This window comes from Xanthomonas campestris pv. asclepiadis (assembly GCF_020784175.1).
GTDB lineage: Bacteria > Pseudomonadota > Gammaproteobacteria > Xanthomonadales > Xanthomonadaceae > Xanthomonas > Xanthomonas campestris_D.
Genome location: NZ_JAJGQM010000034.1, coordinates 25,976 through 38,424, shown reverse-complemented (window position 1 = coordinate 38,424; position 12,449 = coordinate 25,976). Strand labels below are relative to the sequence as shown.

The following is a 12,449-nucleotide window of genomic DNA, read 5'->3' as shown; positions in this document are numbered from 1 at the left end:
TGCGAGTTTGCTGCAGGGCCCTTGCCCGCCCACCATCGCAGGACACGCCGCAAGTACGTCCCTATAGGCTCTTACGCGGCATCCATGCCGCGTAAGGTCCCGCGACGGTGGGCGGACAAGGGCCAGTCGAGATGGTCGGGGCGCATGGAAGAGCAGTGCTGGATGCGCCTGTTCGATCGTGACGCATCGGCTCCATGTCTGAGGAACGCCGCACGACAGACAGCTTTTCGAACGAGCGCCGACCAACTGTCTGGTGCGGTGTCCTTGCCGGTTGCGGGACCGTGTGGCGGCATGGATGCCGCCACCGAGCCCCCAGGGAAGGGTTCACGGCGTGTCCCGCAAGCGGTGAGGGCACCGCGCCCTCGACGCTGCGCGTTCTTGCTGCGGGGCCCTCTACCGCAACGTCAAATAAAGAGAGAGGCGGCGCACACCTGGATTCGGCAGTGGCGAGTTTGCTCCCGCAGCTTGGGCATGCGCCGGCGTCAGAGCGGCCCGCCAGGCGTGCGGTGCGGCTTGAGGCAGTCGCGGCCAACTGACCGGCTTCAGTATCGATGGGTGTCACGGCCAACCCAACCGGACCCAACTGATCGACAGAATTGCCGGTTTGGGTCTTGACTGCGCAACCAAATTGGCGGGTTCCAGGGGCGGCATCGACCGTTCGTCAGACAGTGCTTTGTGCTGTAAGGGTTTTCGAGATTTTCCTACATTTGGTGTTGACCCCTCCGGGTGACCCCACTATCTTGGGGGAGTCGGTGGTTGGTCGCCCCAAGGCGTCCGGACCAGTGAGAGCATGATTTGCAGCAGGTTGCCAATCAAACGCCTCTCCGCGGCGGCAGCAACGAACGATCACAGCCATCCGGGCGTCGCCTGGAGCGGGCGGCGTGGTCTCGTTGCGCCGCGGTTGTTTCGCCACCGACCACTGCGCGACAGCACACCGCGCGGTGGCGGCCGTGGAATCTCCGGTAAGGAGATGGCTGGTGAAGGCGATGCCGCCGCAGACCGTGGGTCTTGCGTGCTGGTCGTCGCGCACCGCCATCGCTGTCCAGGGAATCCGGATCCGGCCGCAACCCGTCCCCAGCCGGGTTCGTGTGCCTACGCATGGAGGACGCATGACCACCAACGACACCCTTGCCGCGATCGCCGCCGGTACCGCAACACCCACCAGCGTTCCCGCCAGTGTCAGCGCGCCCGGTTGCGGCGCGCCGGAATTGACCGACCCGTCGGACATCGTGCCGCCTCCCCGCCAAGCCATTGCAATGCACGCACAGACCATCGAAGAACAAGCCGTCGCCACCTGGATCACCAAGGAAGCCGGCAACCGCCGGATCCCGTTCGAGCCGGAGCGCCTGGAGCGCGCCATCGACCAGATCCATGCCGAATTTCCGCAGCTGGACGTGGCCGACTACAAGCGCTCGGTGTTCGGCTTCGTCGACCGCAAGGACAGCGTCAACGCTGACGACCTGGTCGACCACCTGATCCGCGAGGCCGAAGCCCGCGTCGATCTGACCACCCCGGAGTGGGAGCACTTTGCCGCGCGCCTGTACCTGCGCCGCCTGTACAAGCGCGCCAGCCGCAACCGTTTCTACGATGCCAGCCAGAAGTACGGCTCGTTCGTCGGCCTGCAGGAGAGCCTGGCCGACCGCAATGTCTACTCCAACGACATCCTGCGCCGCTACTCCAAGGACGAGCTGATCGAAGCCGGCAAGATGATCGAGCCCGAGCGCGACAAACTGTTCGCCTATAACGGCCTGTATCTGCTGGCCACGCGTTACCTGGCCACCGACAACTCGCGCGGCGTGTTCGAGCTGCCGCAGGAGCGTTGGCTGACGATTGCGCTGTATCTGATGCAGGACGAGATCGGCAACGGCAAGGGCAGCCGCGAGCGCCGCATGCAGCTGGTCGGCGAGGCCTACTGGGCGCTGTCCAACCTGTACATGACCGTGGCCACCCCGACCCTGGCCAATGCCGGCAAGGTCGGCGGCCAGCTGTCGAGCTGCTTCATCGACACCGTCGACGACAGCCTGCAGGGCATCTACGACTCCAATACCGACGTGGCGCGTGTGTCCAAGCACGGCGGCGGCGTGGGCGCGTATCTGGGCTATGTGCGTTCGTCCGGTTCGGCGATCCGCGGCGTGTCCAATTCCTCCGGCGGCGTGGTGCCGTGGATCAAGCAGCTCAACAACACTGCGGTGTCGGTGGATCAGCTGGGCCAGCGCAAGGGCGCCATCGCGGTCTATCTGGACATCTTCCACCGCGACATCGAGGCGTTCCTGGATCTGCGCCTGAACAACGGCGACCAGCGTCTGCGTGCGCACGACGTGTTCACCTCGGTGTGTATCCCCGACCTGTTCATGGAAGCGGTCGAGCGTCGCGGCGACTGGTACCTGTTCGATCCGCACGAAGTGAAGCGGATCAAGGGCTGGTACCTGCAGGACTTCTACGACGAGAAGAAGGGCGACGCCAACAGCAGCTTCCGTCGCAAGTACGAGGAAGTGGTCGCCGACGAGCGCATCACCCGCAAGACGGTCAAGGCGATCGAGATCTTCAAGCGGATCATGGTCAGCCAGCTGGAAACCGGCAACCCGTTCATGTTCTATCGCGATGAAGTCAATCGCAAGAACCCGAACAAGCACGAGGGCATGGTCTATTCGTCCAACCTGTGCACCGAGATTCTGCAGAACATGAGCCCGACGCGGATGATGCAGGAGATCATCAGCGGCAATCAGATCGTCACCACCAAGAAGGCCGGCGACTTCGTCGTGTGCAACCTGTCCTCGATCAACCTGGGCCGCGCGATCACCGTGCAGGCAGACCAGGCCGATCTGCTGGGCGCCGACGTGCTGGAGCGCTTGATCCCGATCCAGGTGCGCATGCTCGACAACGTGATCGATCTGAATCAGTTGCCGGTGCCGCAGGCCACCATCACCAACCAGAAGTACCGCGCCATCGGCCTGGGCACCTTCGGCTGGCACCATCTGCTGGCGCAGAAGTCCATCCACTGGAATGCCAAGGAAGCCGAGGACTACAGCGACGAGCTGTACGAGCGCATTAACTACCTGACCGTCCAGGCGAGCATGGAGCTGGCCAAGGAAAAGGGCACCTACAGCGTGTTCCGCGGCAGCGACTGGCACACCGGTGAGTACTTCCGTGCGCGCGACTACAACAGCCCGCAGTGGCTGGAGCTGTCCGCAAAGGTGGCGGTCAACGGCGTGCGCAATGCCTGGATGCTGGCGGTTGCGCCGAACATGAGCACCGCGCAGATCGCCGGTTCCACCGCCTCGATCGACCCGATCTACAGCGCGTTCTACTACGAAGAGAAGAAGGACTTCCGCCGTCCGGTCGCCGCACCTGGCCTGTCGCTGGACACCTGGCCGTACTACGAAAAGGGCGCCTACAAGGTCGACCAGTTCGCCAGCGTGCGTCAGAACGCGCGTCGCCAGCGGCATATCGACCAGTCGATCAGCTTCAACTTCTACGTGCCCAGCACCATCCGTGCGAGCACCTTGCTGGACCTGCACATGACGGCCTGGCGCGAAGGCCTGAAGACCACGTACTACGTGCGCTCCAACGACATCGACATCAGCGAATGCGAGTGGTGTTCGAGCTAAAGCGCATGCAGTAGCTAAGCGCATTCGCGCTTCGCTTCCACGGTTCGCGTTGCGAACCGTGGACCCTGCTTCACCAGCTCCCACACCCCGCGCCTTCGGCGCGCCCCCTGACTCAGGGGGCTTTCCTCCAGAACAATTGCTGCCGCCGTCCCCGCTGCACGCGCGCGCGACGCCTGAAACACGAGTAGAGACCCATGTCCGCAACACCGCTTGAGCGCATCAAGATCCTGGAGCCGCGTCACCCGAACCGCTCCACCGCCATCATCAATGGCGAAACCTCCGGCATCCTCAACTGGAACGACATCCCGTACCCGTCCTTCTATCGGGCCTACAAGGAGCTGTCGACCAACTTCTGGATCCCCGACGAAGTGGACATGAAGGGCGACGCGCGCCAGTACAACGAGCTGTCGGCGCGCGAGAAGAATGCCTACGACTCGATCATCGGCCTGCTGGCCACGCTGGATTCGCCGCAGACGCGCTTCATCTACAACGTTGCCGAATACATCACCGACCCGGCCGCGCACGCCAATGCCGCGATCATCGGCCAGCAGGAAGTGATCCATAACGAGAGCTACAGCTACGTGCTGGCCTCGATCACCGGCCTGGCCGACCAGAACCGCGTGTTCGAAATCGCGCGCACGCATCCGACCATCATCAAGCGCAATGCGCCGATCATGGGCGCCTACGAAGACTTCATGCGCGACAAGACGGCCGAAACGCTGATCCGCGCGCTGATCCAGTCCTCGATCCTGGAAGGCATCAACTTCTATTCCGGCTTTGCGTATTTCTACAATCTGGTCCGCCAGAACCGCATGACCGGCACCGGCAAGATCATCAGCTTCATCAACCGCGACGAGCTGGCCCACTCCAAGTTCATCAGCGAGCTGATTCGCGCCATCATCGGCGAGAACCAGGCGCTGCAGGGCGACCAGCTCACCGACTATGTGCACAAGGCCTTCGAGCACGCGATCGACCTGGAAACGGTGTGGACGGCCGAAGTGCTGGACGGCATCGACGGCATCGACGTCGACGAGATGATCCGCTACGTGAAGTACCGCGCCAACAAGATGGCCGGCATGCTCGGCATCGAGAAGCTGTACGAAGGCGCCAACGACAACGTGATGCCGTGGATCAAGGCCTACGCCGACAACTTCACCGAAACCAAGACCGACTTCTTCGAAATGCGGAATGCCTCGTACAAGAAGACCAATTCGGATAACGGCTTCGACGATCTGTGAGTAATCGGGAATCGGAAATCGCAACAGCCAGTCACACCATGCTCTTCCGATTCCCCACTCCCGACTCCCCATTCCCCGCCCCATGAACATCCTGCTCGCACTGGCCTCGTTGAGCGGCAACACGCGTGATGTCGCGCGCAGTGTTGCGCTGCGCTGCGAAGCGGCCGGGCATGCGGTGACCTGGGTGGAAACCGATCTGCAGACCCTGGCGCAGGTGCCGCATGCGCCCGGACAGTACGACCTGTTTCTGCTTGGTAGCTGGACCGACAACGGTGGCCGTACGCCGGCAGAGATGAAACGCTTCATCGTCGAGCTGGTCCAGACGCTGGGCAAGCCACCGCGGGTGGCGGTGTTCGGCACCGGCGAAACGCAGTGGGGTGAGGACTATTTTTGCGGTGCGGTACATCGCATCGCACAGTTCTTCGTCAGCCCGTTTCCGCGTTTGACCATCGAACAGATGCCCCACGGCGTGCGCGACGCGCAGGCCATCGCCGCCTGGACCGACGAGGTCCTGGCCCAATGCCAACACGATCCCCACGATGCACACCATTACCGTCACGTCGCCTGAGCACTACACCGCCACCCTGGCCGCGCATCCGCGCGCGCTGGTGGATTTCTACAAGGACAACTGCCCCGGCTGCCGCATGCTCGACATGTCGTTGGACAAGTTCGCCAACAGCGATGCCGCCGAGGGTGTGGCCTTGTTGAAGGTCAAGCTGGAAGTGGTGGGCGAGGAATTCTTCCGCGATCTGGGCCTGCGCCAGACCCCGACCCTGGCGCTGTACCGCGATGGCAGCGAGGTGGCGCGCCTGCCCGGCTTCCAGTCGCCGGCGCAGGTGGAAACCGCGGTCAAGACCAGCCTCTGAGCGATTGCTGGCGCGGCGCACACACGGCCAAGCGCTAGCGAGCACTGCGCTCTCGTAGGAGCGGACCCGGCCGCGACAGCTGTCCACGGTTGCCCTTACGCTTTCGCTACATTTGCGACACTGACACCGTGACTTGCATGGACGCGCACGTTCCTGGTCGTTTGCTGCAGTCGCACGCGGTAACGGCATGACGACCCAAGAAAGCACGAATGCCTCGCATTGCGTAGCGTCATCGCCTGCACCTCGCGTCGATCAGGCTATCGTTGTGCTTTCGACACGCGTGGCATGTCGAAAGTGGGCGTGCCACACATCGGCCTCGGCCGCATGGCCTGCTTGCCGTTTGTCCCTTCTTTCCTTGGATCCCACGATGTCAGACAGCTTGCAGACCCAGCCACCGATCGAAGCCCGCATGGCCGAGATCGTGTTCCCCAACCACACCAACCATATGGGCACGCTGTTCGGCGGGCAGGCGCTGGCGTGGATGGACAAGGCCGCGTTTCTGGCGGCATCGCGCTATGCGCGGCGTGCAGTGGTGACCGCGCGCTCGGACCAGGTGGATTTCAAGCTGCCGATCCGCCAGGGCCAGATGGTGGAAACCATCGCGCGGGTGGTGTCGGTGGGACGCAGTTCGATCAAGGTGGAAGTGGAATTGATCGCCGAGGATCTGCTCAGCGGTGCACGCGAGCTGTGCACCCGCGGCCACTTCGTGATGATCGCGCTCGGCGACGACGGCAAGCCGACTACAGTGCCGCCCCTGTCCGTTGCCAGCGACTGACGGCGCTCATTCCTCGACTTCTTGGTCCTCGCGCTTGGTTTCTGCCATCGCCTCGGGCTCCAGCTCCTCGGCGCTGCGATTGAGTTTGACGAATACGCCCCAGGCGATCAGCAGCAGCGCTGCGCACAGGCCGACTGCCGCCGCATACGGCAGCTTGGCCGGGTCGTCGTGCATCAGCTCGAAGATCGACACCAGCGTCTCGATCGCCAGCGCAATCACGATCACCACGAAGAACCGCGACAGGTAGCGGCGCACCCGCGTGGGGCCGCTGACCTTGACGTCGCGCAGGATCTCTTCTTCGAAGATGGTCTGGCCCAGTTCCAGCGTCACCAGCGCCACGGTGAGCAGGCCGATCGCCTCCAGCACCACGTTGAAGCGGTCGCGCACCACCATGTCGCCGCCGGGGGTGAAGCCATGCCACAGCTCCAACCCGGCCATCGCCACCAGACCCGCCGCGCACAGCACGAAAAACGCCAGGATCACGAAATGACCGGCACGGAACAGGTGGCTGAGCAGTTTCATCGGCGGCGACACGGGCGAGGGGATGCAGAGCATCGTGCGCACTGCGTCGTGATGGCGCGAAGGCAATGGCAATGGCAATGGCAATGTCGAGTCTGAGGCTGAGGCCGCGGCATGATGCGGAAGCAGTCGCCGCGCAGTGGTGATGCACGGCGCCAGTGCGACGCATGCAGCAGATAGACACCGACATCAGCGGCGGGTTGTTTCCGCAGATCGCCTCAACGAACGGCGCCATAAAGACGCCAATCAGCTGCGATGGAACTGTTCGAGGACAAGCCGCGCCATACAAAAAGAAGCCGTCAGCCGGAGCCGCAACCCTTCCCCTATCGGGGGAAGGTGCCCGCAGGGCGGATGGGGGTACGGTTTACACGCAGCCGCACCGCACACGCAGCAACAGCCTCAGCTCTGCCGCAACACCTGATACGCCTGCAGATGTACATTCGCCGCCATCAGCAGCGGCGCATTACGCCCCGTCTCGCGCACGCGCCTGAGCATGTCGCCGACGATCTGCGACGCTTCCACCTCCTGGCCGGCTTCCAGGTCGCGCAACATCGAGGCCTTCAATGGCGAATCCACCTGCAACAGCGTCTGCAACGCCTTGGCGCGCGCGCTTTCGGGAATCGACTGGCCGGCCGCATCGGCGGCCCACAGGCATTCGTTGTACACGCCGTTGATCAACGCGCGGCCGTCGTCGGTGGCGACGATCGCCCCGACCGGCGCACGCATCAGACAGGTGGCCGCCGCCAGCGCGGTGAGGAAGCTGTACTTGATCCACTGCTCCTGCGCGATCTGCGCGCTGGCCACATGATCGATGCCGGCCTGCGCGCACGCTGCAGCAAACGCCTGCACCCGTGCCGATGCGGTGCCGCCATCGCGCTCGCCGAAGGTCATCGCCGCCGGCTTGCCCAAGTGCAGGATCTCGCCGTGCGCGCCCTTGGTCGCGCTGATGAAGCACAGCCCGCCCAGCACGCGTGCCGCACCGAAACGCTCGTCCAGCGCCGCATAATGACGCAGGCCGTTGAGGATCGGCAGCACCGTGGTGTGCTCGCCCACCGCCGGCGCAATCGCCTCGATCGCGCTGTCCAGGTCGTAGGCCTTGCAGCTGAGGATCACCAGATCGAACGGCCGCTGCGCCACCAGGGCCGGCAAGTCCTGCGCGGTGACATGCGCCACCGGCAGATCCGCATCGCCCAGCGGACTGCGAATGCGCAAGCCATCGGCCTGCAGCTGCGCCGCCCGCGCATCGCGCACCAGAAAGGTGACATCGACACCGGCCTGCGCAAGACGCCCGCCGAAATAGCCGCCGGTGCCGCCGGCACCGAGGATGAGGATATGCATTGCCATCGTCATCAGCTCCGCAAACCCACGCCACGGCGCAGCAGCCACAGCGCCAGCGCGCTGAGCACCGCGACAAAACCCAGCATCAGCGCGTAGGCGACCCAGATCGGCACATCCGAGCTGCCGAGCAGGCCATAACGGAACGCGTTGACCATGTAGAAGATCGGGTTGGCGTGGGTGGCCGCTTCGGCCCAAGGCGGCAGCAACTTCACCGAATAGAACACGCCGCCCAGATAGGTCAGCGGGGTCAGGATGAAGGTCGGCACGATCGCCACATCGTCGAACTTCTTGGCGTACACCGCATTGACGAAGCCGGCCAGCGAGAAGATGGTCGCGCCCAGCAGCACCGTGGTCAGCGTGACCAGCGGATGCGGGATGCGCACCGGGGTGAAGAACATCGCGATGATCAGCACCAACGCGCCGACCATCACCCCGCGCAGCACCGCGCCGGAGACGTAGCCCCACAGGATCACCCAGTTGGGCATCGGGCTGACCAGCAGCTCCTCCACATGCCGGCCGAACTTGGCGCCGAAGAAGCTGGAGGAGATGTTGCCGTAGCTGTTCTGGATCACGCTCATCATCACCAGGCCCGGCACGATGAACTGCATGTACGAGTAGCCGCCCATGTCGCCCACGCGCGAGCCGATCAGCCCGCCGAAGATCAGGAAGTACAGCGTCATGGTGATGGCCGGCGGCACCAGGGTCTGGCCCCAGATGCGCAGGATGCGCTGCACTTCGCGGCGCACGATGGTGCCCAGCGCAATCCAGTTGCGGCGTGCGTTGGTGGGTTCGGTCACGGTGCGGATCTCGTTCATGGCTGGCCTCCGCTGCGCGGCTGCGCTGGCGGTATGCCGTTGGGAATGGGCGTCGCGGGTGCGGCGGCGTCTGGCGCCGGCGCGTCGCCGGTCAGGCGCACAAACAGCTCTTCCAGCCGATTGCTCTTGGTGCGCATCGAACGCACCCGGATGCCGGCGCTGCCGAGCGTGGCGAACACGCGGTTGAGGTCCATCGCGCGCGGCATGTCCAGGTCCAGCGTGTGGCCGTCGATGGCGGTGAGCGTGGTGCCTTCGATCACCGGCAATTCGGCCGGCAGGTCGCCGTCGATATCGAACAGGAAGCCTTCCACGTCGAGCTTGGCCAGCAGTTCGCGCATCGGCCCCTGGGTGACGATCTGGCCGTGATTGATGATGGCCAGGTTGCGGCACAGGTGCTCGGCTTCTTCCAGGTAATGCGTGGTCAGGATGATGGTGGTGCCGGCGGCGTTGATCTCCTTGAGCACGCGCCACATGTCGCGGCGGATCTCGATGTCCACGCCGGCGGTGGGCTCGTCCAGGATCAGCAGGCGCGGCTGGGTCATCATGGCGCGGGCGATCATCAGCCGGCGCTTCATGCCGCCGGACAGCGTGCGGCTCATCACTTGGGCCTTTTCCCACAGGTGCGAGCGGCGCAGCTCCGCTTCGGCCAGCCGCTCGGCCTCGGCGCGCGGCATGCCGTAGAAACCGGCGTAGTTGACCAGGATGTCGAAGGGTTTTTCGAACAGGTTGAAGTTGACCTCCTGCGGGACCAGGCCGATCAGGCGCATCGCATCGCTGCGCTGGCCGACCAGGTCGGTGCCGAACACTTCCACCTGGCCGGCGGACAGGTTCACCAGCGAGCTGATGATGCCGATCAGGGTGGATTTGCCGGCGCCGTTGGGGCCGAGCAGGGCGAAGAAGTCGCCTGGCGCCACGTCCAGCGACACGCCCATGAGCGCCTGGGTGCCGTTGTCGTAGGTCTTGCGCAGATCGCACACACGCAGCGCGGGTGCGGTGATCGGAGATGGAGAATTCAAGATGTTCCTTCGCGTCAGCGTGACGGCGCAGCGAGTTGCAGGCCGTTATTATAGAAGCCCGCGGGGGCAAGCCCCGATCACAGACTGTCCCAAATACGTTCGTGCCCGTTCAATTCCCCCTCAAGCTTGTCGACCGGCGCATGATTGCGCCCACCGTGGCCCACTGCCAGTTCCTGCGTGACGACGGGCAGCCGCTGGATTTCCAGCCCGGGCAGTTCATCCAGATCCATTTCAGCGCCGCCGACGGCACGCCGACCAAGCGCAGCTATTCGCTGGCGACCATCCACGACCACGCGTTCGGACCGGGCGAGGCGGTGGATATCGCGGTGAGCTTCGTGCCCGGCGGCTCGGCTACCGCGCTGTTCGAAGGCCTGCAGATCGGCGACCAGTTGCAGGCCAGCGGTCCCTATGGGCGTTTTTGCCTGCCGCCGGGCGACCACAACCGGCGCTATGTGCTGATCGCCACCGGCACCGGCGTCACCCCGTACCGCTCGATGCTGCCGTTGCTGGCCGAGGCGATCGCCATCCGCGGCGTGCAGGTGCTGCTGCTGCAGGGCGCGCGTACGCCGGCCGAGCTGCTGTACGGCGACGACTTCCGCGCGTTTGCCGATGCGCATCCGCAGTTCCGCTACGTGCCGTGCTTTTCGCGCGAACTGCCCGAGCAGCCGCATGCCGATGTGCGGCAGGGGTACGTGCAGCAGCAGCTGGCCGAGTTCGCGCCCGATGCGCAGGGCGATATCGCCTACCTGTGCGGCAACCCGGACATGGTGGACAGCTGCATCGAGGCCCTGAAGGCAGCCGGCCTGCCGAACGCGCAGATCCGCCGCGAGAAATACGTCAGCCCGGCACCGGCAAAGATCTGAGGCTTTCCGCGCGAGGCCGGCGCAGGCCTGGTTGCACGGTGATGGCAAGGTCCCCCACACCTGGCGCTGCCGGGCCGCTAGGCCGCCGCCAGCGCCGCCCGCGGGCGACGCAACTCGACAGTGATGTGCACCAGTTCTTCGTGGATCTGCAGGGCGGCGCGCACCAGGTCCGCATCGATGTCGGCCGCAGTGACCAGGCTGACCACGCAGGCATAACGATCGCTGCCCACGCGCCAGACATGCAGGTCGCCGATGGCGATGGCATGCGGCAGCCCGGCGATGACCTGCTTCACTTCTGCCACCACCGGCGTATCCATCTCTGCATCCAGCAACACGCGGCCGGTACTGCGCAGCAGCCCCCATGCCCACACGGTGACCAGCACCGCGCCGACGATGCCCATGACCGGATCCAGCCACCTCACGCCCCAGTACATGCCGGCGAGCAACGCGATGATCGCCAGGACAGAGGTCGCGGCATCGGCCACCACGTGCAGGTACGCGGCGCGCAGATTGAGATCGGCATGCCCATCGTGGTGATGACCATGACCATGACCATGACCATGACCGTCCTGCGCGTGGTCGTGACCGTGGTGGTGGCCATGCGCATGGCCAGGCGAGTCGCGCAACCACCAGGCGCAGATCAGGTTGACCAGCAAGCCGATGACGGCGATGACGGTGGCTTCCTGGTACTGGATGGACCTGGGCGAAAACAGCCGCTCCACCGACTGGAACGCCATCAGGCCGGCCACGCCCAACAGCAGGATCGCGCTGGTATAGCCGCCCAGCACTTCGACCTTCTAGGTGCCGAAGCTGAAACGCAGGTCGTTGGCATTGCGCCGCGCGAAGCGGTAGGCGAACAGTGCCAGCCCCAGCGCCAGTGCGTGCGAGCTCATATGCCAGCCATCGGCGAGCAGGGCCATGGAATTGAGCGTCCAGCCGCCGACGATCTCCACCACCATCATGACCACGGTCAGGATGACGGCCTTGCGGGTGCTGCGCTCGGCCAGCGGGTTGGCGCTGGCGAATGTGTGCGACTGCGCGCAGTGCGGCGCGGCATGCATGATCGACATCGGGAGGGGCCCTGGCTACGATACCCCCCTAGGGTATCGTAGGTACCCCCAGGGGGTATATGGCAATGGCGCATCTGAATCAGGACAAATCCAAGCTGCTCGCCCGCGTGCGCAGGATCCGTGGACAAGTGGAGGGGCTGGAGAAGGCCCTGGCGCAGGACGTGGACTGCACGGCGTTATTGACGCAGGTGGCGGCGTTTCGTGGCGCTGCGCAGGGTTTGATGGTCGAGTTGCTCAGCGAGCACTTGAAGCATCATGTCGCGGCACCGGAGGCACTGGGCGAGCGCGAACTGGCGGTCGACGACATCGCCGCCATTCTCAAGACCTATCTCAAGTAAGAG

General features: G+C 64.6%; 11 protein-coding genes and 1 pseudogene. 7 read left to right on the top strand and 5 right to left on the bottom strand.

Translation table 11 applies throughout. The features are described from left to right. Positions 1–1,109 precede the first annotated feature (1,109 nt). From LL972_RS15010 to LL972_RS14990, 5 genes are all read left to right on the top strand, one after another. Positions 1,110–3,608: a ribonucleoside-diphosphate reductase subunit alpha gene (locus LL972_RS15010; RefSeq protein ID WP_228328266.1), complete on the top strand. Its 2,499-nt coding sequence runs from the start codon at positions 1,110–1,112 to the stop codon at positions 3,606–3,608. A 194-nt stretch (positions 3,609–3,802) separates the two neighbouring features. Further along, positions 3,803–4,846 (top strand): ribonucleotide-diphosphate reductase subunit beta, encoded by a 1,044-nt coding sequence (locus LL972_RS15005; RefSeq protein WP_039521116.1) that lies wholly within the window; start codon positions 3,803–3,805, stop codon positions 4,844–4,846. Positions 4,847–4,928: 82 nt separating this feature from the next. Then, positions 4,929–5,414, top strand: a complete 486-nt coding sequence (locus LL972_RS15000; RefSeq protein ID WP_228328265.1) for a flavodoxin — start codon at positions 4,929–4,931, stop codon at positions 5,412–5,414. Then, positions 5,386–5,712 carry a thioredoxin family protein gene (locus tag LL972_RS14995; RefSeq protein WP_228328264.1) on the top strand — a complete coding sequence of 109 codons (327 nt, stop codon included), beginning with the start codon at positions 5,386–5,388 and terminating at the stop codon, positions 5,710–5,712. The genes LL972_RS15000 and LL972_RS14995 overlap by 29 nt, the downstream gene beginning before the upstream one ends. A 367-nt stretch (positions 5,713–6,079) precedes the next feature. Next, positions 6,080–6,487, top strand: a complete 408-nt coding sequence (locus LL972_RS14990; protein WP_228328263.1) for an acyl-CoA thioesterase — start codon at positions 6,080–6,082, stop codon at positions 6,485–6,487. Positions 6,488–6,493: 6 nt separating this feature from the next. Here LL972_RS14990 and LL972_RS14985 read toward each other — a convergent pair whose 3' ends face one another. The 4 genes from LL972_RS14985 to LL972_RS14970 form a co-directional block, all read right to left on the bottom strand. Continuing rightward, positions 6,494–7,009: a hypothetical protein gene (locus LL972_RS14985; protein ID WP_228328262.1), complete on the bottom strand. Its 516-nt coding sequence runs from the start codon at positions 7,007–7,009 to the stop codon at positions 6,494–6,496. A gap of 396 nt (positions 7,010–7,405) precedes the next feature. Further along, entirely contained in the window at positions 7,406–8,350 is a 945-nt protein-coding gene (gene panE / locus LL972_RS14980) for a 2-dehydropantoate 2-reductase (protein ID WP_228328261.1), read from the bottom strand. A 5-nt stretch (positions 8,351–8,355) separates the two neighbouring features. Next, positions 8,356–9,159: an ABC transporter permease gene (locus tag LL972_RS14975; RefSeq protein WP_016903649.1), complete on the bottom strand. Its 804-nt coding sequence runs from the start codon at positions 9,157–9,159 to the stop codon at positions 8,356–8,358. Beyond that, a complete protein-coding gene (locus LL972_RS14970) occupies positions 9,156–10,175 on the bottom strand; it encodes an ABC transporter ATP-binding protein (protein ID WP_228328260.1) in 1,020 nt (339 codons plus the stop codon). Before LL972_RS14970 ends, LL972_RS14975 begins: the two co-directional genes overlap by 4 nt. Before the next feature lie 35 nt (positions 10,176–10,210). Between LL972_RS14970 and LL972_RS14965 the strand changes: the two genes are divergently transcribed. Next, a complete protein-coding gene (locus LL972_RS14965) occupies positions 10,211–11,038 on the top strand; it encodes a ferredoxin--NADP reductase (protein WP_228328259.1) in 828 nt (275 codons plus the stop codon). Positions 11,039–11,115: 77 nt separating this feature from the next. On the opposite strand, the pseudogene dmeF reads toward LL972_RS14965, so the two are convergent. Further along, positions 11,116–12,108 (bottom strand): annotated as a pseudogene (gene dmeF / locus LL972_RS14960) (CDF family Co(II)/Ni(II) efflux transporter DmeF). Positions 12,109–12,173: 65 nt separating this feature from the next. On the opposite strand from dmeF, the gene LL972_RS14955 reads away from it, so the two are divergent. Beyond that, positions 12,174–12,446, top strand: a complete 273-nt coding sequence (locus LL972_RS14955) for a metal/formaldehyde-sensitive transcriptional repressor (RefSeq protein ID WP_104534928.1) — start codon at positions 12,174–12,176, stop codon at positions 12,444–12,446. Positions 12,447–12,449 lie beyond the last annotated feature (3 nt).

Excerpts from the sequence above, each read along its gene's own strand:
- LL972_RS15010 (WP_228328266.1), top strand. The coding sequence starts at position 1,110 with ATGACCACCAACGACACCCTTGCCGCGATCGCCGCCGGTACCGCAACA.
- LL972_RS15005 (WP_039521116.1), top strand. The coding sequence starts at position 3,803 with ATGTCCGCAACACCGCTTGAGCGCATCAAGATCCTGGAGCCGCGTCAC.
- LL972_RS15000 (WP_228328265.1), top strand. The coding sequence starts at position 4,929 with ATGAACATCCTGCTCGCACTGGCCTCGTTGAGCGGCAACACGCGTGAT.
- LL972_RS14995 (WP_228328264.1), top strand. The coding sequence starts at position 5,386 with ATGCACACCATTACCGTCACGTCGCCTGAGCACTACACCGCCACCCTG.
- LL972_RS14990 (WP_228328263.1), top strand. The coding sequence starts at position 6,080 with ATGTCAGACAGCTTGCAGACCCAGCCACCGATCGAAGCCCGCATGGCC.
- LL972_RS14985 (WP_228328262.1), bottom strand. The coding sequence starts at position 7,009 with ATGAAACTGCTCAGCCACCTGTTCCGTGCCGGTCATTTCGTGATCCTG.
- panE (WP_228328261.1), bottom strand. The coding sequence starts at position 8,350 with ATGGCAATGCATATCCTCATCCTCGGTGCCGGCGGCACCGGCGGCTAT.
- LL972_RS14975 (WP_016903649.1), bottom strand. The coding sequence starts at position 9,159 with ATGAACGAGATCCGCACCGTGACCGAACCCACCAACGCACGCCGCAAC.
- LL972_RS14955 (WP_104534928.1), top strand. The coding sequence starts at position 12,174 with ATGGCGCATCTGAATCAGGACAAATCCAAGCTGCTCGCCCGCGTGCGC.